Raw genomic sequence first — 24,362 nt, 5'->3', positions numbered from 1 at the left:
GAAAACCAAGGGTATTCCTCGTTTTTTTGGATATTTATAAAAAATTCGAAAATGTCATCAAACTTCAGACTATCCAGAGCATACGAAAATGCCAAAGTGGTGCCTTTTGATGACAAGACCAAATTCATATTATTTAGTGATTGCCACAGGGGAGACAACAGTTTTGCAGATGACTTTGCCAATAACAGGAACATCTATTTTCATGCTATAAAGCACTACTATAACAATGGTTTTTCTTATTGTGAATTGGGTGATGGCGACGAACTATGGGAAAATCGTTCTTTCGAATCAATATTTGATGCCCATAAAAATGTATTTCAATTACTGAGAAAATACCATTTAGAGAATAGATTGCATATGATTTGGGGAAACCACGACATGGTTTACAAAGACCAGGCATATGTTAAAAAGAATCTATGGCATTACTTTGAACCCATTGATGAAAAAGACAAAGAGCTTTTTGAAGGTATTCAATACCATGAAGGTGTGGTCTTAAAACACAGTGAAACAAATCAAGAAATTTTTCTTACCCATGGGCACCAGGCAGACTGGTGGAACTATACCTTTTGGCGATGGGGCCGTTTTTTGGTTCGTGTTCTATGGAAACCGCTACAGGTCTGGGGAATTGCCGATCCCACAAGCCCGGCAAAAAACTACAAAGAACTTATTAAAGTAGAGCGACGGATCAAACGTTGGATATTGAGCAAAAAGTTAATGATGACCGTTGTAGGCCATACCCATAGACCGCGTTTTCCTGAACCAGGCGACATTCCTCTATTTAATGATGGTAGTTGCGTTCACCCAAGAAGTATAACGGGAATAGAGATTGAGAATGGAACCATTTCCCTCATAAAATGGCAAATTGCCACCAAGGATGATGGCACCCTGCAAATTGTTCGTATTTTACTTGAAGGCCCTCAAAAATTGATAGATTACAAAAAGGCCCAGGATTAATAATCCCAGGCCCTAATTCTTTGGTTAGTATTTTTTTTATTGTATCGCCAACTTAAAGTTTACGGGGATACTGTAAGGTACAGTTACCGCTCTACCCCTTTGCATACCAGGTGTCATTTTTGGTAACGAAGAAACTATACGAGCAGCTTCTTTCTCTAACCCTGGATCTGGACCTCTTGTCCTAATTCCGTCTATATATCCTTTTGAATTTATAGCGAACTGAACAAATACCCGTCCTTGAATACCCATTTCTGCAGCAATTTGGGGGTAACTGAATTCTTTCTTGATGTGCTGTTGTATTTTCTGTTGGAAACAAGCCTTACGTGCGGCATTCCCTTTTGCACTTTCACAACCAGGAAAAATTGGCACATTCTCAATAATTGCAAACGGAACTGAAATATCTTCTTCTTCGTCTCCTACTTCAACATCATCAACATCAACTACCTCTTCTACAATCTGATCTTGACTGGATTCAGTACTTTCAATAACTGTTTCCTCAATCTCTGCGGCATCCTCTACAATCTCAATAATCTCCGGTGCTGACGGAGGCGGAGGCGGAGGCGGTGTTTTAATCTGTTCGGTAATCGGAACATCTTCCTTAAGCTCTTCTACCACGTTCATCATTTCTACAATCTGATCGTTTTTAGGATAAGATTTATATTCCAAGGCTCTCCACGTGAGAAAAAGGACCATGGTTAGGCCAATAACAAAATAGAGGCCACTATTGCGATTTAAATCAACGTTTGGGTTCTTCTTAACTTGCATGACATTTGTTTTATGAATTACCCAAATTTACGGCGGTATTTGAGCACTGAATATGACATTTGTCAGTTTAAATGGGTCTTTTTTTTCAAAATGATAATTTTTGGGCACTTTTCTGGAAATATGAAAATTATCCAACGTTTTCGGTTGTATTATCAAAAAAAAGCATCAAATGAAATAACATTCCCAACAATTGCTTGAAAAAATAATCTGATTAACTAAAAAGCGGACCCATGGGTCCGCTTTTTTCGAATTCAACAAATCATTTGTGATGCAATAACCACAAATTAAATAGAAGCAAGAAGTGCCTCATCAAAGTCAATACCTTCTATAGATTTTAAAGTTTCTGTTTCGTTATCCCATTCGATACGCCTGCCCAATTTATAGGAAAGTCCGGCCATATGGGAAGCAATTGCCTCTTCAAAACCTTCTTTTATTCCACAACTCAGTTTTCCTCCGTTACGGGCACTGCTCAACCATTCACGCATATGCAAGAAAGTAGAATCAACCCGTGCCCCGTTAATATAGGTCCACATTAAACCTTTATCGGCAAAATATTGCGATGTGGCCGATGCTACGGCATCAGGAGAAGATGCACTGGGGTCATATTGATAAATAGGAACCCCTGGGCTCATTTTTCCTTCCTCTACCATATCAGCATATCGGGTAGACCTGCTATCGGGCCAAATGGTCAAACGATTGCCAAGTTCCATGGTTCCGTCATGACCCATAAGGTGTGTAGGACGGCTAAAACCGTTTCCTAAAGTGGCGCTATAAACAAAGGTCATCCCCTTTTCCTTACCAGACTTTTGACTGCTTCCTGTGCTAAAATTGGGATACTCCATATTCACATTAAGCACATCGGGAACATTACGCCCATCTCTATGCGTGTAAATACCACCAGAGGTCATCACCGAATCCGGAATTCCCATTTCGAGAACACAGTTCAAACGATCATAGTCGTGGGACAAAAGATCACCGGAAAGACCGGAGCCATAGGCCCACCATTTACGCCATCTAAAAAAATGATTTTTATTGAAAGGTACTTTGGGTGCTGGGCCTAAGAATAGTTCCCAATCAATGGTTTCAGGACTTGCCTCAGGGTGAATATCATACATCCAAGCGCCATTATCGTCGTTACGGTTTGTATTGGTCTGTATCAACGATATGTGCCCCAGTGTTCCTTTTTGGATAATATCTTTCGCCGTTTGAAAACTTAATGTTTGCCGATGTTGGTGCCCTACTTGAAGTGTGGCTTTAGAATTGCGTGCAGCTTCCCGCAACCTATAGGTCTCTTCAACCGTATGGGTCATTGGTTTCTCAACATACACGTGAATATTGTTCTCCAAAGCATCAATAGACATTGGTGCATGCCAATGGTCGGGAGTGGCTATGACAACGGCATCGATCTTACCGGAACGGATCATCTCTTGATGGGTTCTAAAACGCTCCATTTTGTTATCCTCCGTATTGAATGAACTTAGTGCCCTGTTCGCACGATAGTCAAAAATGTCGCAGATACCTGCTAATTGCACGTTCAATTTATCTTGCGCCTCAAAATCCTTCAAGGCCGAATGTTTGGGGTTTTCTTCTGCTGCCAATCGCATATCATCTTTCCATTCATTGGTGGCAAAACCAAGGGCACGGCAAAGTTGTTCACCACGAATACCAAAACCTATGATACCCACTCGAATGGGTTTTCCACCAATGGCGGGTACCGCAGTTGGTAATGAGGGTTGTATGTTCAATTGTTCCAATATTGCGGAACGTTCTCTTTTCTTGGCAACTGTGTTAGCGGCACCTGCCCACCATACGGCTCCCATCAGCGGAATTCCTCCCAAACCCTTTAATGCGTCTCTTCTTGTAAATTTCATGTTAACTAAGTTTAGGTTCTTCCTTTTTATTGTACAAAATTCGCTGTAGTCCAAAAAACTGCGAAGTGGGTATTTGATAAATCACGACACAGGCAACAAGTTCTATCAAGTTTTTATTGATGAACCAATAGCTACCCTCCACGTTCAATTGGGTTACCCAGGGGAATGAAGGGTGTGCCAGATAGTACAATGCCAATAAACAGGCACCTACCAAAGCACCCCATTTTTCAAAAATACCGAGTACCAAGGAGAGCCCCACAAAGGTTAGGGCGATCATATTGCCCCAATCGGCAATGCTTATGAGCGAATCGCTGGTCATCCATAAAAATAAGGGACGAAAAGGGCCCTGGGCCGATGCCAAGTACCCAAAAGAGGTCCAATCGGGATTATATAGTTTTATTATGCCTTCATATAAGAAGTGCCAACCTATGAACAGCCGCAACAATATCATGCTGTTCTTCAGCTGTTTTTCATTTCTAATTGTTATCATACTACATGGTTTCTTTGTTATGACCTATTTAAAAAATATTCATTTATAAAAATATCGAAATTAGGCTACTTGGGGAATACTTAATATGACTTTTATCAGATTTGAAATAGGGAACCCAAAATTGAATCAAAAAATCATTTTGGCGTTGAAGTTTTGAAATGGCTTTCTTAATCAGAAGAAATACAATCGTGTTCACTACCAACTTTTCTTTGTATGTTCGCATTGGCCTTGTATTTCTGGGCCAGTCTTTTTGTTTTGAAGCGTACTTTTCAAAAGACTTGGCAGTTTATTAAAAGTTCAAATAAACCATCAATGAAAAACTCCCTTCTCTTATTATTACTATTAATCTTCTTACTTGCACTTAGATTGTCAGGTCGAGCGTAGTCGAGACCTAAATTTCAGTTTGCCTTAGTTCTCGACTGCGCTCGAACGTACAAACCTTGGAACATTAAATGACCAGAGATCAATCATAATTGATACGGTCCCTAATAGTACCATCTGACCTATGAATAATCACATCGGCCTTGTGTTTTCTGGCCAGTGTTTTTGCTTTACGAATGGCCGTATCCTGGCGCCGGTGTTTAGAGGTAATACGTTTATTCCCCTCGCGACGTACCGCCCAATCGTCTTCATAGGGTACCACATGTTGGTGCCAGGTTCTACCGCGTTTGCTGCGGCCAGCGCTCTTAAAAAAGACCTCAATCAATTCACTCAAAATATCTATCCAAGATCTGGATCTGTTACTTTTCGGCATATAGTGTTTACTTAATGTTTGCCAAGATACTGTTTTTAGTATTGAGTGCATCAAATGTGTTGCTTCTCAAACCAATACTGCGCTTCGCTCAGAATCACACGAAGTGACGTTTTGTGCAGCATTAATCCCCTTAGGGTCAAAGAGTCTTTTTTGCTTTTAATTATTCTCGTTAGAACGGATGTCAAAATAATTATTGGTGTTTCATTCACAACTACCGAGACTGAATTATCAAATTTTCATTAAAAGCGTGTACTGTTTTTAATTACCTTAGTAGTTGTCTTAAAACAACCTTATGGAATTTAGTATAGCTGAAAAATTGGCCTTGGTAAAGGCAGTGGATGAAGTGATCTACGTAGATGGTAATGTGGACGTAGAGGAAATGGTCTTTATGAGCCAATTAATGGATACCTTGAATTTTGATCGTATACTTGTTGAGGAGGCCCGTGGTATTTCGGCCAAAGAAAGTCTATCGATCCTTAAAAATATGACCTTCGAAAAAAAGCAATCACTATCCAAAGTGCTAAATGAAATGGCAAGTGTTGATGGCGAATTAAACAAGAAAGAATACCGCTTGATCTTTAATATTCTTCATGAAGTAGGTATTGGTCAAGACCTTAAGGAACAATAGTACCCACTCCCATACCTGTAACAAAACCCTCATTTTCACTACACATAGTTATGGGGTATTCAGGTCAACCTATGAAAGTAATCAAAGCCAATAGGGCTTTGCTCAAAAAAAGCAGGTCTTTCACTGAGCTTAGAAAGAAGTATGTGAAATTCTCTGGGGATACTTTTGTGGCGACCAAAAACATCAGTGAGTTTGAGCGGAAAAAAATACGTGATAAAATCATCGCACAAGCCAAAAAAGACAGATTACAAAAAATCAGCCTTTATCTCTTATCATTTATCGTCTCCATAGCATTGATTACCCTACTTATTTGGGCAATAGTTGTATAACATTCTACAATGTTGACTAACTTTAGGGTTTCTAATGAATAAGAAGTCATTTACCGAAAATAGCTACAACAAGGCTGCCGACGCCTATTGGGAAAAGGTGGAAACCGTGGACCAATACAATACATGGTATGATGCTTTTCTAGAATTGTTGCCTCAAAACGCCAACATCTTAGAGCTGGGTTGCGGGCCTGGTAATGTAACCCAATATGTACTGAACAAAAGACCCGACCTTCATATTACCGGAACGGACTTGGCCTCGAAAATGCTTGCTTTGGCCAAAAAAAACAATCCCGATGCCGAGTTTTTTAAGTTGGATTGTCGGGAGATTACTACCCTAAATCAAAAGTTCGATGCAATTGTTGGTGCTTTTGTTATGCCCTATTTGAATTTAGAGGAATCCGCCAAATTGATCTTGGATTGTGCTTCTCTATTGAATAGTAACGGCACACTCTTTATAAGTACTATGGAAGGTGATTACAACCAATCGGGTTTTGAAAACACTACATTTAGCGGTGACGACAAAGTCTATATTCATTACCATCAAGCAGCGGCCATAAAACAAAATTTAAAACGTAATGGTTTTGAAATAGTACACTTTATAAAACAAGCCTGTCCTGAGCCCGATGGTCGTATTTTCACCGATATGATTGTTGTAGCCCGTAAAATTTAAATTTCGATATGCATGTCATAATCCGCAGCGGTTTGAATCACTTTTTGAATAACAGCTGGGTCCACAGATTTTGATTGGGCATTATCATCACCAACAGGTATTCCCGTCTGTTCGAAAAACTTACGAAATCCTTTTGGACTATGAATATTCACCCATTTGCAAATTTGGTCGCTTTTATTCCCAAATGTGTGCAAGGTTTCAGGCGGAATATCAATCGCTTCTCCAGCCCTTACCAATTTAATTTCACCATTCATCATAAATTCCATTTCGCCCTCTACAATCAGAAAAGATTCTTTGTAACTGTGATGTAGATGAGGTGGTGGCCCAGGAACTTGGGGAGGGGTCTCCCCCATCATTAAATCATAATCACCGGTTGTATCGTACGGAGTAACTTTATGCCCCAAGACCCATTGCGTGTTTGATTGTTTCATTTTATGAGATTTTTGTCTCACAAATATAAAAACAAGTTTTGATTTTCCAAATTCTTATAAGATATTTGTCTTATGAATAACAAGTACATAGATTCTGGCCGGAAAAAACAAAAGCTCAAAACAAGGAATTCCATTCTCAACACAGCTCAACAATTCTTGACAAAAGGAATCGATTTTTCTTTGGAAGATGTTGCTAAAGAGGCACAAGTGTCCCGAGCTACTATTTACCGTTATTATTCAAATGTTGATGTACTTTCTTCGGAAGCTGGATTAGACCTAAATACCCAAAGCCCAGTAGAAATAAATAATCAACTTCGAGATGTAGGGCCCATCGAAAAGATTTTGGGAATTCAAGAGTATTTCAACAATTTAACCATAGACAATGAAGCCGCTTTTAGAAAATACTTAAGTGTTGTCTTAGCATCAGCCGCCCCAAAAGCAAAAAGAGGTGCAAGAAGAACGAATACCTTGCAATTGGCCATCGACAGCGAGCAATTTAATATAAACAAGACAGAACTCACCAAACTTACAAATATTGCCACCCTTCTTATGGGTATTGAAGCATTCATCGTAACCAAAGATGTATGTGAATTGTCAGACCAAGCCTCTAAAGAAACATTGCAATGGGGACTTCAAATGATATTAAAAGGGCTGGGGATTCACGGTAAATAATTCAAAAATCTTCCAGAAATTAACCCACTAAAGTGAATTATTTTTATAATATCTTTGGTACTATACATACTAAAATTAAATACCTATGAAATCTAAATTAGTCTGGCTATCACTTATTGCCATTACTTTCACCATCACTACGCAAGCACAACATAATTACCCCAGTACGCCACCAGAGGTTTCCCCTATGCCCATGAAACCGGAAATGACTGAAATATGGGAACCCGAAGTTACGGTGGTTACCCCTGCCAAGGTTTTAGGTGATGCTCCTTCAGATGCCATTATCTTATTCGACGGATCTAACTTAGATCAGTGGGTAAGTCAAATAGATAATACAAAGCCTGCCCCTTGGAAAATTGTAGATAATGATATTATGGAAGTGGTACCGGGTTCTGGTTACATTCAGACCAAAATGAAATTTGGGGATATCCAATTACATATAGAATTCAGTGCTCCTGATAAGGTAGAGAGTGCCGGACAAGGACGTGGTAACAGTGGTGTATTTTTTCAGGACCGCTACGAACTGCAAATTTTGGATTCCTATAACAATCGAACCTATCGCAACGGGCAAGCCGCCAGTATCTATAAAGACCATGCTCCTTTGGTGAACGCAATGCGCAACCCATTGGAATGGAACACCTATGATGTGGTGTACACGGCACCAAGATTCAAGGAAGATGGCCGATTGGACTCACCCGCCCGAATTACAGTTTTGCACAATGGCGTTTTGGTACAGAACAATGTCACTATCGCCGGTTTAACCAATTACATTGGGCTTCATATGTACCCTGATTCGCACGGGGATGACGTTATTAAGCTACAAGATCATGGGAACAAAACACAATTCAGGAATATCTGGCTTCGGAAATTATAGTGGAATTAATTAAGGATTGGGATAAAATAAGAAAACATTTTAGCCAAAGTTTTGGTTCAAGCCTACATGTCGCTATAGCATCAGTCGATGCGGACAACGCACCAACGGTAACTCCAGTTGGTACCGTATTCCTAAATAAAGACCAGACGGGGTTTTATTTTGAAAAGTTCGTTTCTACACTACCAAAGCATGCTACAACCAATAACAATATCTGCATCTTGGCCGTGAACAGCAGCAAACTTTTTTGGTTGAAATCATTGTTCAAAGGGCACTTTAAAACCTATCCTGCTTTTAGATTATATGGTACTCTTGGCAAGCGTAGGGAAGCTACCGAAACTGAAATGAGGGCCTTGAAACGTCGCATGAATTTGACCCGTAGTTTAAAAGGCCATAAATATCTATGGAACGATATGACAATGGTTCGGGAGATTCACTTTAATAAAGGCGAAAAAATGAATATTGGAAAAATGACAAGGGCGCTCTGAGGAGCGTGACAATACAACGTTTATAATCACTAAAGGTATATTTATCCCATGAAAAAAATAGCATCGATTCAACAGATTTCACTTATGATCATCACCCTTGTAGGGTTTCAATTGGCGATGGGCCAAACAAAGTCCATTGTCGAATACGGTGAATTGACAGCCTTGTTCAAAGAATGGCGGACCTTTGAAAACCCTCCATTGAAGGATAGCGCTCCGGATTATACAGCTGAAACTTTCGCAAAACGCTGGCCCAAATTCAAGAAATTGCAAAGTGAGTTGCTCGCTATGGATATTTCCGAATGGTCAATTGAACAACAGGTAGACTGGAATATTGTAAAGGCTGAAATGAATGGGTATGATTTTAACCATCGCATACTAAAGCCGTGGGCGCGCGACCCAGCCTTTTACAAATCGCTCTGGATGTCCCGTAGTGATGTGCCTGCCCATGAAGGACCCACACATCATGGTACCACAGAAATCTGGACGTATGAATTTCCTTTGATCAAAAGCGAAAAAGCCAGATTGCTGTACGACCTTAATGTCATCCCCTCATTGAATGAACAGGCAAAAATAAACCTCACTGGAAACGCTAAAGAACTTTGGATTGCCGGTATACGCGATATAAAATACCAAAGTGAAAACCTAAAGCAACTACTACAATGGCCACATATAAAAAACGACAGAAAACTAATATCGGCAATCCAAGCGGCCATTACCTCTACTGATAGCCTAGTAGTTTGGTTAGAGAAACAAGCACCATCAAAAACAGGCCCATCAGGAATTGGTAAGGAAAACTATACCTGGTATCTGCAAAATGTACATTTGGTTCCCTTGACCTGGGAAGATGAGGTAATGATTCTAAAACGGGAACTGGCACGTGCATGGTCCTCTTTAAAACTTGAGGAACACAGAAACCGAAATTTGCCAGAACTAAAAGATGCCAATTCCCCGAAAATGTATGCTGCAATGGCTGAAAAATCGGCCCAGAGTTTTCTCAACTTTCTTGAAAAGGACGAAATGGTCACCGTTAAGGATTATTTTGAACCTGCGTTACGACCCCATATGGGAAAATACATTCCCGCCGAGAAACGTAATTTCTTCTGGATCGTAACCCATTATGATCAGCGACCATTGTATTCCCATTTTTATCATTGGTTCGAATTGGCACGAATGGATACCGAACCCCATAAAAGTGAGATTCGCCGTGGGCCCTTATTGTACAATATCTTTGATTCACGCAACGAAGGTACTGCCACTGCAGTTGAAGAAATGTTCATGCATGCCGGATTGTATGAAGACAGCCCGAGAGCTCGCGAATTGGTATATATCATGATAGCGCAACGAGCTGCCCGTGGGTTAGGCTCCCTCTATGCCCATGCCAATGAAATGACCATGGAAGAGGCTGGTGGAATACATTCTGAATATACCCCGAGGGGATGGATGAAAACCGAAAAAGAACTCCTTTTGTTTGAACAACACCTGTATCTACGTCAACCTGGCTATGGCAGTAGTTACATCACCGGAAAATACCTACTTGAAAATACCATGGCAGAGTTTGCAAAAATGAAGGAAACAAAAAACGAACCCTTTTTGATGAAGGACTTTTTTGACCAATTGAATGCGATTGGTAATATCCCTATTTCTTTAGGACAATGGCAAATGACCGGAAGCAATAAGGACCTGGAGCAAATCAGAAACTAAGAGCCTATTATTAAGCAGGAGCTCAAAAATTATTATAGAACAATTGTCTAAGCCCTGCTTGCCATAGTTTTCATGGCAGCAACGAAGTGGTCCATTTCATCAATGGTCGTATAGACATTGGGTGTTATCCTGCAGCCTTGTACATTGGAATAGTCAATAGCGACCGTAAACACTTTAAATTCATCCAATAATGTTTTTGCCAAATCTGCTGGCTTCATATGTGAAATGCCCACATTGGCGATTCCGCAAGAACGATGTTCTTCTATGGGTGTATTAATAACAATATGCTTTACATCACGTAATTGATCACTCCAATACCGTTGAATAAAACGCATTCTTTCTTCCTTGCGTTCCATACCGATCATTTCGAGATAATCAATAGCATCATTAATAGCCAGATCCGTATGAACAGGATGGGTTCCCGTGTGGTTCAACCGTTGTATTTTGTCTTCATTCTTGATATAATCTGCCAGTAAGGGCCAGATTTTGGGAATTTTATCCTGGGCAACATAAAGTAGTCCGGCTCCCAATGGCGTACTCAACCATTTATGTAGACTTGAACCATAATAATCACAATTCAATTTGGCAATATTAATATCAAAATGGCCAATGCAATGCGCCCCATCAACCATAACCTCAACTCCGTGTTTATGGGCCATATCACATATCTTTCTGATTGGAAGAATATGACCCGTAATATTAATCATATGACAGACCATGATCAATTTTGTTTTAGGGGTAATCTGTTCTTCATATAATTTAACTATCTCCTCATCATTTTTAGGATGGTTTGGCACAGAAACCACCTTGTTTACTACTCCGTAGCGTTTTGCTATCTGGTTAAAATGGTCTTGCATGGATCCATAATCCTGTACTGCGAATATGGCTTCATCACCTTCTTCCCATGGAAATCCTCCAATAATCATATCCAATGATTCCGTGGTATTTCGAGTAATAATCAATTCTTCTGGCTGTACCCCAACCATTTTTGCCAGTCGGGCTGCCACATTGTTCTTATTGTCCCACTGAACGGTGCGCATATAATGTGATGCTTCGTAATTCACCATTTTTACATGTTCGATGAATTTGTTCAAAGTGGGCTGTGGAGCAAAATTATAGTACCCATTTTCAAGATTAATGTAATCGGGTTTTAAGGCATAATCCTTCCTGATTCGTTTCCAAAACTCCTTATCATTGTCCTTGGGATAGGGTTCATCATTGTATGTGGACTGTGCCTGTAAACCCATTGGTAAAAATGGGGACAATACCGCTGCCTGACCCATTTTTTTTAGAAAGTCTCTCTTCTTCATGATTTATTTGATCTTGTTGGAATTATGGTAAATAAGAAGCGCGGTCAAAAAATAGTTGCCGCGCTTCATTCTTTAATACATTTAATCTACAATTGGTGGTGCCCCAGCATCAAACAATAATTTCTCAACCCTAGGAACATCAGTTTCCATGAATTTGAATAACTCAGGCATAATCCCAGAAAATTGTTTCTTGGCCATCTCTAGACTTTCCATCTGCATTTTTGTTGGCCCGTACGTATTTCCAAAAAAGCCGCGTTGTGCAATCATCATTCGATCACTGACAGTAGGATCTTCTTTTTCACCTACTTCGGCTTTTGCAGAATTACCAAACAAGGTGGTATTCAAAGAATGCATGGTCCTTTTTAACTTGGCAACCTCTTCTTCCAATGCCCCCGGAGCAGCATTGGTTAAATTCAACGCCTTTTCAAAGGCCTTAACCCTCTTGGCCATTTTTTGAAAATCGTGTAACGCCACTTCTAGCTTAGCAGAAAACTCCTTTACATCTTTCTTGTAATTTGTTATGCTACTTTCATTCGGATTAGTAAGTACATTTTCACGTATACGCTCAACTTCAAAATTCTGTGAAGACCCAAGTTGTGTTACATTCCCATCAACTGATTTATATAAGGTCACGCTATGCATTCCTGGATCAATCATCGCCGTTCTTCTAAACCATGGATTTTCAGGTTCATTTTTGGTTGACAATGTTGCTTTCATAGATTGTGTTAAGTCCCAAGAAACTTGTTGGAATCCCTTTTTTAAAGGTCCCTTTACTCGGGCCACGACTGCGTTATCAGAATTTTTCACTACCAAAACAACGGAAGGTTTACTTTGGTTTTTTTCATTTTCCAGGGCTTCCCATCCTGGGAAAGAAATATCCTTTTTGGCTTTCTTTAATTTTTTCTCACTTTCCTTTCTACTTGCCGCATCAGTTTTATCAGCTTTTGATAAATAATAGTTGAACACTGCGCCATATGGCGGATTATCAGCAGTATAAAAATCACCTCCCTGTCTAGTTCTACCTGACTCTTGGGTATACTGTAATGCCTTTCTTGGTTTAAATAGTACACCTTCTTTGCGTAACATTTCCTCAGAAACCTCACGTAACGGACTATAGTCATCAAAAATGTAGAAACCTCTTCCAAAAGATGCCCCGATCAAATCGTTCTCACGTTTTTGAATCGCAAGGTCCCTAAAAGAAATAGTTGGCAATCCGTTGGAGAATTTAATCCACTTTGCCCCTTGATTAAACGAGACATAAATACCATATTCAGTGGCCAAAAACAGAAGGTTTTTATTTACATGATCTTGGACCAATCGCCATGTAACTTCATTTTTTGGTAGCCCATTGTTGATGGCACTCCATGATTTACCTCCATTGGTTGTTTTATAAACATAAGGTTGATAATCCCCGAATTTATGGTTATCCAATACCACATAAGCTTTGTTCGCATCATGCAAATCTGCTTTGATGTCATTTACAAAAGCTGTGCTTGGAACTCCTGGCAGCGCATTTACATTGATCTTGGACCAACTATCACCTCCAGTGGTTGTGTATTGAATATGACCATCATCTGTTCCTGCAAAAATGATATTTTCATCCAATGGGGATTCGGACAATGAGGTTATTGTATTATAGGTAGACATTGCATATACATCCCATACGGCATCCCAGCTTTGTCTTTTCCCCATAATTGGCAATGACAAGCGCTCTTGGTTCTTGGTCAGGTCACCGGAAATAGGCTTCCAGCTATCGCCTTGATCATCGGAACGCCAAACACGTTGAGAACCAAAATAAAGTCGTTTTGGATCGTGATTACTCACTAAAATTGGCGAATCCCAATTATTGCGCTCATATTCCTCGCCTGGTTTTGAATATGGTTTAATATAAACTGCCTCACCTGTGGTACGATCAACCCTATGCAGATTCCCTTGTTGCGATTGGGCATATACAATATTTGGGTCGCCTGGTGTTGTTGCTGGCTGATGACCATCACCGCCTAGCAAAACAAACCAATCTTGATTCGCAATACCCCTTTCATTAAATGTTCTAGACGGACCCCCTTCTGAATTATTGTCCTGAGTACCTCCAAAAACATTATAAAACGGTGCGGCATCGTCAACTGCTACTTTATAAAACTGTGTGATTGGCAAATTGCTCACAAATTTCCAGGTCTCTGAATTGTCAAAGCTTTCGTAAATTCCTCCATCAGAACCCATTAATAAATAATTGGGATCATGGGCCTTGAATGCCAAAGAGTGATTATCACCATGTTTCTTTTCTTCTTTCATCCCGACGAAGGTCTTACCACCATCCTCAGAAATCAAAGCGTTGTTGTTCATTAGATAAATACGATCAAAAACATGGGGTGAAGCAACAAGTTCCTGATAATAATGAGGCCCTGTAGCACCTGATACCGTATCTGACATTTTTGTCCAACTACCTCCCTGATCTGTAGACCGATAAACACCGCCAGTTCTTCTTTGTAATTCAATTGCAGCATATAATACATCTGGTTGCATAGGTGAAATGGCCAAGCCAATTTTACCCATATCTTCTTTTGGAAGTCCAGTTTCCAATTTCTTCCATGTCTCACCTCCATCAGTACTTTTGTATAAAGCCGTACCAGGACCACCACCCATATAAGCAGCAACATTTCTATGGCGTTGCCAAGTGGCGGCGTACATAACATCAGGATTACGAGGATCTATAATCAAATCAGTGACTCCTGTCCATTCATTTATCTTTAGGGTTTGGTTCCATGTCTTCCCACCATCAATAGATTTATATAGTCCCCTATCTCCACCTGAACTCCATAGTGGCCCTTGGGAAGCCACCCATACTATATCAGAATTGTCTGGATGCACTATAATCTTGGAAACATGTTCAGACTTTTTAAGTCCCATGTTTTTCCAAGAATCACCTCCATCCGTGCTTTTGTAAACTCCATGACCTACACCAATATGTCGCCCTCCGTTGTTTTCACCAGTGCCCAACCAAATAACCCCATTATTGTTTGGATCAATGGTAACACATCCTGTGGCGTAAAAAGACTCTTTATCCGTCAAAGGTTTCCATGTAGTACCAGCATTTATAGTTTTCCATAATCCACCTGAAGAAACCGCAGCATACCATACATTTTCATTGGCAGGATCAATTGCGATATCTGAAAGCCTTCCCGACATAAATGCCGGTCCGATACTTCTAAATTTTAATCCTTCAAAGTTCTTTTCATCCCAAATAGATTCGGTCTTATCCTGTGCGGTTCCCACGAGAGACCCTAACACGAAAAAGAACCCAAATACGAGTAACATAGTTTTTTTCATTTTCAATTTAATTAGTCGTTCAAAAAAATCAATTAGCTATCAAAACCGCCCTCTAAAGCAGATTAATCCGTGTGAAATCTCCAAAGAGAATTCCCAATTCGAATTAACTAACAAGATACTGAAAACCTAACTATTTTGTTACCTGAAAACCAATTAAATACAACAGGCCATGTGGTATTAACCAACATTGTTAAACCAATGTTAAAAATTCTTATCTTGGGGTACACTAACATTTAATAATCATTAACTAAAACATTGAAGATGAAAAAATTAGTAGCAGAATTTATTGGTACCCTTTGGCTGGTACTAGGTGGATGCGGTAGTGCCATGCTAGCCGCAGGCATTCCCGAACTTGGAATTGGTTTTGTAGGCGTATCATTGGCGTTTGGCTTAACAGTTGTTACCATGGCCTATGCCATAGGGCATATTTCAGGATGCCATTTGAATCCGGCAGTTTCAATAGGACTCTGGATGGGTGGTCGTTTCGACGGCAAAGAATTAGTACCTTATATTATAGCTCAGGTAATGGGAGGCATCGCGGGTGCTGGAATTCTTTATTTGATAGTCACTGGAAAAGCAGGAGCCACTATTGGAACCTTTGCAGCCAATGGATATGGCGCCCATTCTCCTGACGGATATGGTATGACCGCAGCCTTGGTCACCGAAGTGGTCATGACCTTCATGTTCCTTTTTGTAATACTGGGGGCTACGCATTCCAAAGCTCCAAAATATTTGGCTGGGCTGGCTATAGGACTATGTCTTACTTTGATTCACTTAATCAGTATTCCTGTTACCAATACTTCGGTAAATCCGGCAAGAAGTACAAGTCAGGCACTGTTTGTTGGCGATTGGGCACTTGACCAACTTTGGTTATTTTGGGTTGCCCCTATAATAGGAGCTTTATTGGCCGGACTTATTTATAAATACCTTTCTCCAGAAAAAAATGACTAATGAAAAGGGGCGATGTATCGCCCCTTTTTTTTTCGAACAATTATGGTATATTTAATGAATTGATTTTTGCATCAATAAAACCTAAATATGCCATTACTAATTGTTATCCTAGGGATAGTATTACTGTTCCTACTTATTGCTCGTTTAAAACTCAATGCTTTCATTTCCTTCATCATTGTCTCCCTGTTAGTTGGAGTAGCCGAAGGCATGGATTTACTTCAAGTTCTCAGTTCAATTCAAGATGGTGTAGGAAAGACTTTAGGTAGTTTGATCATGATTCTTGGTTTTGGGGCAATGCTGGGTAAACTTGTAGCTGATAGTGGTGCCGCACAGCGAATTACTACAAAATTGGTCAATAAATTTGGCAAAAAGAACATTCAATGGGCAGTGGTTCTAACTGGTTTTATTGTGGGAATACCTATGTTCTACACCGTAGGTTTTGTAATTCTTATACCATTGGTTTTTACTGTCGCCGCCGCAACTGGCCTTCCATTGATTTATGTAGGATTGCCCATGTTGGCCTCTCTTTCTGTTACCCATGGTTATTTGCCACCGCATCCCGCACCAACAGGAATTGCCGTAATGTTCGACGCTGATATTGGCAAGACCCTATTATATGGAATTATTGTTGCTATTCCTGCTATCGTCGTCGCTGGTCCTTTATTCTCAAGAACCATTAAGAATATAGAAGCAACTCCGCTTAAAGAATTTGTGAACACCAAAGTGTTGAAGGATGATGAAATGCCAAGCACGGCAACGAGCATTATCACTGCTTTACTTCCAGTAATCTTAATTGGCATTGCCGCCTTAGTGAATGTATTGATTCCTGAAGAACATGTTCTGAACAAAATTACTTCGATAATGGGGAATCCTGTTATCGCTATGCTCCTATCTGTTTTAGTTGCTGTTTATACCTTAGGATTAAAACGGGGACGAAACATGAAAGAAGTAATGGATTCTGTTTCGCATGCTGTAGCAGGTATTACTATGGTGCTTCTTATTATCGCTGGGGCTGGAGGTCTAAAGCAGGTATTGATTGATAGTGGTGTTAGCGAATATATTGGTGAAATGCTTAAAGGCTCAACAATATCTCCTCTTATTCTAGCTTGGTTGATTGCAACCGTGATTCGTGTATGTGTTGGGTCAGCGACTGTGGCCGGGCTTACAGCCGCAGGGATTGCCCTTCCCTTATTGTCAACATCAGGTGTTAGTCCAGAATTGATGGTTTTGGCAATTGGGTCAGGAAGTTTAATGCTGTCGCATGTAAATGATGGTGGTTTTTGGCTCTATAAGGAATACTTCAACCTCTCGGTCAAAGATACACTAAGAACCTGGACAGTCATGGAAACTACGGTCGGTGTAATGGGATTACTTGGAGTACTAGTATTGGACATATTCATCTAAAATAATAATAATGGAAAATTTACCTTCGGAAAGAATAAAAGCACTGGGACTCATATTACCACCGGCACCTCCACCAGCAGGTGTATACAAACCCGTACTTGTAGTGGATAATTTCCTCTATGTCTCAGGGCAAGGCCCAGTAAAAACTGACGGATCATTGATGATTGGTCGTGTTGGTGATGATTTAAACCTAGGGCAAGGAAAATTGGCCGCAGAGCAAGTTGGCCTTACAATGCTTTCGACTATCATCACCCATTTTGGCTCAGTGGATAGGATCAAAAGGGTAGTCAAAGTTCTGGGCATGGTAAATTCTACTCCAGAGTTTGGGCAGCACCCTTTGGTTATAAACGGGTTTAGTGAGTTGATGGCAGATGTGTTTGGCAATGAAAACGGAGTTGGCGTACGCAGTGCTGTTGGTATGATGCTTCCTGGAAATATTCCTGTTGAGATTGAGGCTATGTTTGAATTACATAAATAGTAAATATGCAAACTATGGATTGGTATCGATTAAAAGATACTGCAGAAGTGATTTCGCCGTCCTTAATGGTGTATCCCGATAGGATAGAAAAAAATATTCAACTCATGGTCAAAATGGCCGGGGGAACAGAGTTTTTACGTCCCCATATCAAGACGCATAAAATGGCCGAAATCGTAAATATGCAAATGCAACATGGTATTCGCAAGTTCAAATGTGCCACCATTGCTGAAGCAGAATTACTTGCCCAATGTGGCGCTGAAGATATTCTATTGGCCATGCAACCTGTTGGAGCCAATATGACAAGGTATTTTGAACTAATGGATAAATATTCATCTTCGGACTTTTCAACCTTGGTTGATAATCAAAAAACAGCAAACGAATTTATTGAACATTCTAAAAAAAGAGGAATGAAAACATCCCTCTGGTTGGATATTAACAATGGAATGGATCGTACTGGAATAAAGGTCGGCACGGAGGCATTATCAATTTACAAGGTCATTAACAACTCCCCATTTGTTGTGTCCAAAGGGCTACACACTTATGATGGTCACATCAGAAATGAGCAAATCACAGAACGGGAGAATGTATGCAATACTACTTTTAAGCCAGTATTGGAGTTCAAAAAGCTTTTAGAAGAAAAAAGTCTTGGCCCCATTGAAATGGTAGCGGGTGGATCACCATCTTTTCCGATACACTCCAAAAGAAAGGATGTTGAATGCTCACCTGGCACAACATTATTATGGGATGAGCGTTATGGTAGCTCATTTGCAGAGTCGAAATTTCTTACATCTGCTGTATTGATCACCCGATTGATCAGCAAACCAAAAGAAGGCTTACTTTGCTTTGATTTAGGTCATAAATCTATTGCCCCTGAAATGGAGTTTCCTAGAATGAAAATTTTTGGATTGGAGAATTGCGAGCAAATTGGCCATAGTGAGGAGCATTTAGTGGTAAAATGTGAAAATGCTGACGCTCATGAAGTTGGTGATGTTTTTTACGCTATTCCCATGCACATATGCCCTACAGTAGCTAAATATGAAGAAGTTTTCACTGTTTTGAGCAATGAAATTGCTGGCAGTTGGAAAGTGGCTGCCAGAAACCAAAAAATTAATATTTGACATTATGTTCATATTTGATGCCCATTTAGACCTATCGATGAATGCCTTGGAATGGAACCGGAATTTAACCTGGACTGTTGAGGAAATTCGTAAGAGTGAAATAGGAATGAGCGACAAACCTGATCGTTCTAAAAATACGGTTTCTTTAGATGCTATGAGAAAAGGGAATATTGGACTTTGTGTAGCCACGCAAATTGCTCGATATACAAAAAAAGCCAATCCGCTTCCTGGTTGGAAGTCGCCTCAGCAAGCATGGGCCCAAACCCAAGGGCAACTCGCTTGGCACAAAGCAATGGAAGACATTGGTGAAATGGTGCAGATTAGAAATGGTAAAGAACTGAAGGACCACCTTGATTTATGGAAATCGAACAGTAATAAAAAGCCTATTGGCTATATTCTAAGCTTGGAAGGCGCAGATTCGATTATCAACATGGATTATTTGGAGAAATCTTACGAACAAGGGTTAAGGGCCATTGGACCGGCACATTATGGACCAGGAACCTACGCTCAAGGAACTAATGCTACGGGTGGTATTGGCGTTAAGGGAAAAGAATTATTAAAAGAAATAGACCGTTTAGGATTGATTCTCGATGCTACGCATCTTTGTGACGATAGTTTTTGGGAAACCATGGATAATTATAATGGACCTATTTGGGCGAGTCATAATAATTGCCGCACATTGGTAGAGCACAACCGTCAGTTTTCTGATGATCAAATTAAAGAACTTATCAAAAGAGACGCCGTTATTGGCGTGGCCTTGGATGCATGGATGATGACCTCAAACTGGATAAGAGGGCTATCTACCCCTCAAGGTCTTAGTGTAACTCTAAGGCAAATGATAGACAATATTGATCATATTTGTCAAATTGCAGGAAATGCAAATCATGTAGGTATAGGTACCGATCTTGATGGCGGTTTTGGTACAGAACAATGCCCATCAGATCTTGATACTATCGCTGATTTGCAAAAGGTTCCCAAAATGCTCCAACAAAGGGGATATTCACCAGAAGACATTGATGGCATTATGCATAATAATTTCCTTCGGTTTTTACAAAAAACTTGGACCTCAAAATAGGTTTGGGAATCAGAACTAACTGATAATTTTTTCACGCCTTAAAAAGGTATCCAAACTATCGGCGATATCAAAGCACCTACTAAATTCAGATGACTCATTGCAGAATCTAGATTCATCTTTATGGGCATTACACTCAAAACCAGATAAATGTACCTCTTCAAAATGCGGATTTATTTTCTTGCATTTTTCATACATACTATCAACAGATTCATCGTTATTGGCCTCAGTACCATTTTCAATCAGGAATCCTTTCAAATACTTTTCAATCGCATCATGTGAATTACGGCAAACCAAAGATGATACCACATCCTCTTCTGGTCTACACAACTCATCGTTGGCTTCCTTTAATTTTTGAATCGCTTCGGCGTATAAGTTTTTGGCTCTGACATCCATAATCCAATATTTAAGACTTTGTACCATACACCCCGGGTCGTCAAGAACCCAGAATGTATGGTTTCAAAAAACAAAGTCAATTATTAAGGTATTTCTACCCTGCAATTTAAAATTACATATCTCTATAAAGCTCCAAACGTTCCCATTTGGTATCAACCTCTTCCTGCGCTTGTTTTAGAAGTTTAGCTCCTAACTCCGCATTCTCTTTAACAACTCTAGTAAATCTAGTTTCAGTATACATGAATTCCTCAAGAGGTGCAGCTGGTGCTTTCGAATCCAATCTAAACTTCTTTCCTTTTGGTTTAGAAGGATCAAATCTAAATAATGGCCAGTAGCCCGTTTCTACAGCTTTTTCTTGATGTACAGCCCCATCTTTAAGATCGTAGCCATGATCTCCACAATGCGAATATGCAATGATCAAGGATGGCCCATCATACGCTTGAGCTTCTTCGATAGCTTTAAGTGTTTGCAAATCTTTGGCTCCGACCGCTATTTGAGCTACATAAACATTACCATAGGATACTGCTTGTAATGCCAAGCTCTTCTTACCTGTCCGTTTACCAGAAACTGCGAATTTAGCACTTGCACCTAATGGCGTCGCTTTAGACATTTGCCCACCTGTATTGGAATAGATCTCGGTATCCAACACCATAATATTGATGTTTTCTCCAGATGCCAATACGTGGTCAACACCACCATAACCTATATCATAGGCCCAACCATCACCACCTAGTATCCACACAGATTTTTTACGCAAGTACTCGGTCAATTGTGATAGTTTTTTAGCATCGGCATTATCAATACCTGCCAACTTATCTTTAAGCTTATCAAGGTTTGCAAAGTTTTCTTCTTTTTCCCCTTCAGTCTTTTCAGGATTGTTCAATATTGCATCAACTAATTCTGTACCAACTTCAGCTTCTAATCCTTTTAATAGGTTAGCGGAAATTTCCTGTTTTTTAGTAAGTGCCAATTGCATTCCTAAACCGTATTCAGCATTGTCTTCGAACAATGAATTTGCCCAAGCTGGCCCTCTACCAAATTTATTGGTTTTATAAGGTGTTGTTGGTAAGTTTCCACCATAAATAGATGAACAACCAGTTGCGTTAGCAATTAAAATACTATCTCCGTATAATTGGGTCAACAACTTGATGTATGGTGTTTCACCACAACCAGAACAAGCTCCAGAGAATTCAAACAATGGCTCAAGGAACTGAGAACCTTTTACGTTTGTAATATTCAATTCTGTTCTGTCATAATCTGGAAGATCAATAAAGTAATCCCAATTTGGATCTTCAGCACCTTCTACCTTAAGCTTGCTATGCATATTGATAGCTTTAAAGTCTGGATCTTCTTTACTTACAGCGGGACAAACTTCCACACAAAGGTCACAACCTGTACAATCTTGTGGAGATACTTGCAATACATACGATTCTTCTTCTTTATTAAATGGTCTTCCTTTCGCGGGAACCGATTTTAATGTTGAAGGCGCATTTGCCAATTCTCCGTTAGAAACAACTTTTGCCCGAATCGCGGCATGTGGACAAATAACTACACACTTATTACATTGCGTACAGATCTCCTCACCATCCCAAACCGGAACCTTATCGGCAATTCCGCGCTTCTCAAATTGTGTTGTTCCTGTTGGGAATGTACCATCAACTGGGAATGCACTTACTGGAAGCTCATCTCCTTTTCCTGCTAATATTTTTCCTAAAACCTCTTTCACAAATGGGTCTGCATCACCAGTCATCATTGGTTTCAATTCGGTATCACTCGTAACTTGTTTAGGGTAATCAACTCTTTGAAGGTTTTCCAATGATTTATCAACTGCGTTAAAATTCATTTGAACTACAGCATCACCTTTTTTAGAGTATGATTTTACAATGGCTTCTTTAATTTTCTGAATTGCTTCATCTTTTGGTAAAACACCGGAAATGGCAAAGAAACACGTTTGTAAAACCGTATTGGTGCGCTTACCTAAATTTGCTTCTTGAGCCACTTTAGACGCATCAATCACGTAGAATTCCAATTCATTCTCAACAATTTCTTCCTGCATTTTTTTAGGAAGGATTTCCCAAACTGCATCTTTATCAAAAGGAGAGTTCAATAAGAACGTTCCGCCTTTTTTAATGTTCTTAAGAATGTCATATTTTTCAATGAAATTAAATTGATGACAAGCTATAAAATTTGCCTTATGAATGAGATAGGTTGAGTAAATTGGCTCAGGCCCAAAACGTAAATGTGAAACAGTTTGTGCTCCCGCTTTCTTGGAGTCGTAAACAAAATAACCCTGCACGTAATTATCAGTTGTTTCACCAATAATCTTAATAGAGTTTTTATTCGCTCCAACGGTACCATCGGAACCTAAACCATAGAACATACAGTTAAAAGTGTTCTTGACTGTATGCAATCTGCTTCCTACATCTATACTTTTGAAAGATACATCATCATTTATACCAACTGTGAAGTGGTTTAGTGGTTCTTTTTTATCTAATTCGTCATAAACTGCCTTAACCATTGCTGGGTCGAATTCTTTAGAAGATAACCCGTAACGTCCACCAATAATTTCAGGCATGACCCGGTTACTTTCCATGAAAGCAGTAACAACATCTTGATAAAGAGGCTCACCAACACTTCCAGGTTCTTTTGTTCTGTCTAAAACTGCAACTTTATTGACTGTTTCTGGCAAGGCATCAACAAAATGAGAAATAGAGAATGGTCTAAACAAGCGTACTATAATAGCTCCTACTTTTTCACCATTTTTCACCATGGTGTCAACAGCCTCCATTACAGGACCTTGGCCAGAGCCCATAATAACTACAACCTTTTCTGCCTCTGGATGACCCACATAATAGAATAGACTGTATTTTCTTCCCGTGTGCTTGTAGAATTTTTTCATTGTGTCATCTACTATTCCAGGAACTTTATCATAATAAAGGTTTGCCGCTTCCCTTGCTTGGAAGAATACATCTGGATTCTGTGATGTTCCTCTTATTACAGGATTATCTGGATCCAGGGATCTTTTCCTATGCTCCATCATTTCATCCTCTGGCATCATCGCTTTGATGGTCTCATCAGAAATACCATCAATTTTAGAAATCTCATGGGAGGTTCTAAATCCATCAAAAATATTCATGAATGGTATTCTCGATTTTAATGTGGCTACTTGTGAAATCAGCGCCATATCCTGCGCTTCTTGTACAGAACCTCCAAATAACATGGAAAAACCGGTTTGGCGCGCTGCCATTACATCGGAATGATCACCAAAAATTGATAACGCATGCGTTGCTATTGTTCTCGCCGCTACATGTATAACAGATGGTAACAATTCACCAGCCATTTTGTACATATTAGGAATCATCAACAACAATCCTTGTGATGCGGTAAATGTTGTAGTTAAAGCACCTGCTTGCAAAGAACCGTGTACGGCACCCGATGCACCACCTTCGCTTTGCATTTCAACAATCCTGGGAACATTGTTCCATATATTTTTTTGACCTTTGGAGCTGTATACATCTACATGTTCGCCCATAGGTGAGGCCGGGGTAATAGGATAAATGGCACAAACCTCATTCGTTTTATGTGCCACTCTGGCAACCGCTTCATTGGCGTCGCAAATTAATTTTTCAGATTTTTTTTCCATGATAAATATTGCTAATTAACAATACCGGGGCGCATAGAG

At 39.8% G+C, this 24,362-nt stretch carries 22 protein-coding genes; 13 read left to right on the top strand and 9 right to left on the bottom strand.

Features of this window, described 5'->3' with window-relative positions; all coding sequences use genetic code 11:
- The first annotated feature begins 51 nt into the window (after window positions 1-51).
- Window positions 52-954, top strand: coding sequence for a metallophosphoesterase family protein (locus FB2170_RS09215; protein ID WP_041633143.1), 903 nt, complete (start codon window positions 52-54; stop codon window positions 952-954).
- A 36-nt stretch (window positions 955-990) separates the two neighbouring features.
- Here FB2170_RS09215 and FB2170_RS09210 read toward each other — a convergent pair whose 3' ends face one another.
- The 4 genes from FB2170_RS09210 to FB2170_RS17030 all read right to left on the bottom strand — a co-directional run bounded on the left by FB2170_RS09210 (window position 991) and on the right by FB2170_RS17030 (window position 4,834).
- Window positions 991-1,719, bottom strand: a complete 729-nt coding sequence (locus tag FB2170_RS09210) for an energy transducer TonB (protein ID WP_013306276.1) — start codon at window positions 1,717-1,719, stop codon at window positions 991-993.
- 284 nt (window positions 1,720-2,003) lie between these two features.
- Window positions 2,004-3,590 (bottom strand): Gfo/Idh/MocA family protein, encoded by a 1,587-nt coding sequence (locus FB2170_RS09205; protein ID WP_013306274.1) that lies wholly within the window; start codon window positions 3,588-3,590, stop codon window positions 2,004-2,006.
- Between the two features lies 1 nt (window position 3,591).
- Window positions 3,592-4,080 (bottom strand): DoxX family protein, encoded by a 489-nt coding sequence (locus FB2170_RS09200; protein WP_013306273.1) that lies wholly within the window; start codon window positions 4,078-4,080, stop codon window positions 3,592-3,594.
- Window positions 4,081-4,543: 463 nt separating this feature from the next.
- Entirely contained in the window at window positions 4,544-4,834 is a 291-nt protein-coding gene (locus tag FB2170_RS17030) for a DUF2188 domain-containing protein (protein WP_013306271.1), read from the bottom strand.
- Window positions 4,835-5,126: 292 nt separating this feature from the next.
- On the opposite strand from FB2170_RS17030, the gene FB2170_RS09190 reads away from it, so the two are divergent.
- The 3 genes from FB2170_RS09190 (at window position 5,127) to FB2170_RS09180 (ending at window position 6,461) form a co-directional block, all read left to right on the top strand.
- Complete coding sequence (locus FB2170_RS09190) at window positions 5,127-5,462, top strand: TerB family tellurite resistance protein (RefSeq protein WP_013306270.1); 336 nt, start codon at window positions 5,127-5,129, stop codon at window positions 5,460-5,462.
- 71 nt (window positions 5,463-5,533) lie between these two features.
- A complete protein-coding gene (locus FB2170_RS09185; RefSeq protein WP_148232086.1) occupies window positions 5,534-5,791 on the top strand; it encodes a hypothetical protein in 258 nt (85 codons plus the stop codon).
- A 34-nt stretch (window positions 5,792-5,825) separates the two neighbouring features.
- On the top strand, window positions 5,826-6,461 hold the full coding sequence (locus FB2170_RS09180; protein ID WP_013306268.1) for a class I SAM-dependent DNA methyltransferase: 636 nt from the start codon (window positions 5,826-5,828) through the stop codon (window positions 6,459-6,461).
- Here the strand turns inward: FB2170_RS09180 and FB2170_RS09175 are convergent.
- A complete protein-coding gene (locus tag FB2170_RS09175; protein ID WP_013306267.1) occupies window positions 6,458-6,892 on the bottom strand; it encodes a cupin domain-containing protein in 435 nt (144 codons plus the stop codon). The two genes, FB2170_RS09180 and FB2170_RS09175, sit on opposite strands and share 4 nt — an antisense overlap.
- A 72-nt stretch (window positions 6,893-6,964) precedes the next feature.
- Between FB2170_RS09175 and FB2170_RS09170 the strand changes: the two genes are divergently transcribed.
- The 4 genes from FB2170_RS09170 to FB2170_RS09155 all read left to right on the top strand — a co-directional run bounded on the left by FB2170_RS09170 (window position 6,965) and on the right by FB2170_RS09155 (window position 10,624).
- A complete protein-coding gene (locus FB2170_RS09170) occupies window positions 6,965-7,564 on the top strand; it encodes a TetR/AcrR family transcriptional regulator (protein ID WP_013306266.1) in 600 nt (199 codons plus the stop codon).
- Window positions 7,565-7,649: 85 nt separating this feature from the next.
- On the top strand, window positions 7,650-8,438 hold the full coding sequence (locus FB2170_RS09165) for a DUF1080 domain-containing protein (RefSeq protein ID WP_013306265.1): 789 nt from the start codon (window positions 7,650-7,652) through the stop codon (window positions 8,436-8,438).
- Complete coding sequence (locus FB2170_RS09160; RefSeq protein ID WP_013306264.1) at window positions 8,438-8,923, top strand: hypothetical protein; 486 nt, start codon at window positions 8,438-8,440, stop codon at window positions 8,921-8,923. The genes FB2170_RS09165 and FB2170_RS09160 overlap by 1 nt, the downstream gene beginning before the upstream one ends.
- 48 nt (window positions 8,924-8,971) lie before the next feature.
- Complete coding sequence (locus FB2170_RS09155; protein WP_013306263.1) at window positions 8,972-10,624, top strand: hypothetical protein; 1,653 nt, start codon at window positions 8,972-8,974, stop codon at window positions 10,622-10,624.
- A 47-nt stretch (window positions 10,625-10,671) separates the two neighbouring features.
- On the opposite strand, the gene FB2170_RS09150 is transcribed toward FB2170_RS09155, so the two are convergent.
- Together FB2170_RS09150 and FB2170_RS09145 are read right to left on the bottom strand one after the other, a co-directional pair.
- Window positions 10,672-11,934 carry an aminotransferase class V-fold PLP-dependent enzyme gene (locus FB2170_RS09150; RefSeq protein ID WP_013306262.1) on the bottom strand — a complete coding sequence of 421 codons (1,263 nt, stop codon included), beginning with the start codon at window positions 11,932-11,934 and terminating at the stop codon, window positions 10,672-10,674.
- A gap of 81 nt (window positions 11,935-12,015) precedes the next feature.
- Complete coding sequence (locus tag FB2170_RS09145) at window positions 12,016-15,261, bottom strand: WD40/YVTN/BNR-like repeat-containing protein (RefSeq protein ID WP_013306261.1); 3,246 nt, start codon at window positions 15,259-15,261, stop codon at window positions 12,016-12,018.
- 255 nt (window positions 15,262-15,516) lie between these two features.
- Between FB2170_RS09145 and aqpZ the strand changes: the two genes are divergently transcribed.
- From aqpZ to FB2170_RS09120, 5 genes are all read left to right on the top strand, one after another.
- A complete protein-coding gene (gene aqpZ / locus FB2170_RS09140; RefSeq protein WP_410503858.1) occupies window positions 15,517-16,212 on the top strand; it encodes an aquaporin Z in 696 nt (231 codons plus the stop codon).
- Window positions 16,213-16,299: 87 nt separating this feature from the next.
- On the top strand, window positions 16,300-17,616 hold the full coding sequence (locus FB2170_RS09135) for a gluconate:H+ symporter (RefSeq protein ID WP_013306259.1): 1,317 nt from the start codon (window positions 16,300-16,302) through the stop codon (window positions 17,614-17,616).
- 10 nt (window positions 17,617-17,626) lie between these two features.
- The gene (locus tag FB2170_RS09130; RefSeq protein WP_013306258.1) at window positions 17,627-18,094 is read left to right on the top strand and encodes a RidA family protein; all 468 of its coding nucleotides are present in this window, start codon (window positions 17,627-17,629) and stop codon (window positions 18,092-18,094) included.
- A gap of 5 nt (window positions 18,095-18,099) precedes the next feature.
- Window positions 18,100-19,212 (top strand): D-TA family PLP-dependent enzyme, encoded by a 1,113-nt coding sequence (locus tag FB2170_RS09125; protein ID WP_013306257.1) that lies wholly within the window; start codon window positions 18,100-18,102, stop codon window positions 19,210-19,212.
- 4 nt (window positions 19,213-19,216) lie between these two features.
- Window positions 19,217-20,287, top strand: a complete 1,071-nt coding sequence (locus FB2170_RS09120) for a dipeptidase (RefSeq protein ID WP_041633140.1) — start codon at window positions 19,217-19,219, stop codon at window positions 20,285-20,287.
- A 15-nt stretch (window positions 20,288-20,302) separates the two neighbouring features.
- On the opposite strand, the gene FB2170_RS09115 is transcribed toward FB2170_RS09120, so the two are convergent.
- Together FB2170_RS09115 and nifJ are read right to left on the bottom strand one after the other, a co-directional pair.
- On the bottom strand, window positions 20,303-20,680 hold the full coding sequence (locus FB2170_RS09115) for a HEPN domain-containing protein (protein ID WP_148232085.1): 378 nt from the start codon (window positions 20,678-20,680) through the stop codon (window positions 20,303-20,305).
- A gap of 112 nt (window positions 20,681-20,792) precedes the next feature.
- On the bottom strand, window positions 20,793-24,323 hold the full coding sequence (nifJ, locus tag FB2170_RS09110) for a pyruvate:ferredoxin (flavodoxin) oxidoreductase (RefSeq protein ID WP_013306254.1): 3,531 nt from the start codon (window positions 24,321-24,323) through the stop codon (window positions 20,793-20,795).
- Window positions 24,324-24,362: the final 39 nt, after the last annotated feature.

The organism is Maribacter sp. HTCC2170 (assembly GCF_000153165.2).
Taxonomy (GTDB): Bacteria; Bacteroidota; Bacteroidia; order Flavobacteriales; family Flavobacteriaceae; genus Maribacter_A.
Note: the sequence above shows the minus strand (reverse complement) of the source record. Positions and strands in the feature narration are given on the sequence as shown.

Bases quoted from the DNA above. Each gene is read 5' to 3' on its own strand.
- FB2170_RS09170 (WP_013306266.1), top strand. From the start codon at position 6,965: ATGAATAACAAGTACATAGATTCTGGCCGGAAAAAACAAAAGCTCAAA.
- FB2170_RS09115 (WP_148232085.1), bottom strand. From the start codon at position 20,680: ATGGATGTCAGAGCCAAAAACTTATACGCCGAAGCGATTCAAAAATTA.
- FB2170_RS09165 (WP_013306265.1), top strand. From the start codon at position 7,650: ATGAAATCTAAATTAGTCTGGCTATCACTTATTGCCATTACTTTCACC.
- FB2170_RS09130 (WP_013306258.1), top strand. From the start codon at position 17,627: ATGGAAAATTTACCTTCGGAAAGAATAAAAGCACTGGGACTCATATTA.
- FB2170_RS09120 (WP_041633140.1), top strand. From the start codon at position 19,217: ATGTTCATATTTGATGCCCATTTAGACCTATCGATGAATGCCTTGGAA.
- FB2170_RS09155 (WP_013306263.1), top strand. From the start codon at position 8,972: ATGAAAAAAATAGCATCGATTCAACAGATTTCACTTATGATCATCACC.
- FB2170_RS09125 (WP_013306257.1), top strand. From the start codon at position 18,100: ATGCAAACTATGGATTGGTATCGATTAAAAGATACTGCAGAAGTGATT.
- FB2170_RS09210 (WP_013306276.1), bottom strand. From the start codon at position 1,719: ATGCAAGTTAAGAAGAACCCAAACGTTGATTTAAATCGCAATAGTGGC.
- FB2170_RS09150 (WP_013306262.1), bottom strand. From the start codon at position 11,934: ATGAAGAAGAGAGACTTTCTAAAAAAAATGGGTCAGGCAGCGGTATTG.
- FB2170_RS09180 (WP_013306268.1), top strand. From the start codon at position 5,826: ATGAATAAGAAGTCATTTACCGAAAATAGCTACAACAAGGCTGCCGAC.
- FB2170_RS09205 (WP_013306274.1), bottom strand. From the start codon at position 3,590: ATGAAATTTACAAGAAGAGACGCATTAAAGGGTTTGGGAGGAATTCCG.
- FB2170_RS17030 (WP_013306271.1), bottom strand. From the start codon at position 4,834: ATGCCGAAAAGTAACAGATCCAGATCTTGGATAGATATTTTGAGTGAA.
- FB2170_RS09200 (WP_013306273.1), bottom strand. From the start codon at position 4,080: ATGATAACAATTAGAAATGAAAAACAGCTGAAGAACAGCATGATATTG.
- FB2170_RS09215 (WP_041633143.1), top strand. From the start codon at position 52: ATGTCATCAAACTTCAGACTATCCAGAGCATACGAAAATGCCAAAGTG.
- FB2170_RS09190 (WP_013306270.1), top strand. From the start codon at position 5,127: ATGGAATTTAGTATAGCTGAAAAATTGGCCTTGGTAAAGGCAGTGGAT.
- nifJ (WP_013306254.1), bottom strand. From the start codon at position 24,323: ATGGAAAAAAAATCTGAAAAATTAATTTGCGACGCCAATGAAGCGGTT.
- FB2170_RS09175 (WP_013306267.1), bottom strand. From the start codon at position 6,892: ATGAAACAATCAAACACGCAATGGGTCTTGGGGCATAAAGTTACTCCG.
- FB2170_RS09145 (WP_013306261.1), bottom strand. From the start codon at position 15,261: ATGAAAAAAACTATGTTACTCGTATTTGGGTTCTTTTTCGTGTTAGGG.
- FB2170_RS09185 (WP_148232086.1), top strand. From the start codon at position 5,534: ATGAAAGTAATCAAAGCCAATAGGGCTTTGCTCAAAAAAAGCAGGTCT.
- FB2170_RS09135 (WP_013306259.1), top strand. From the start codon at position 16,300: ATGCCATTACTAATTGTTATCCTAGGGATAGTATTACTGTTCCTACTT.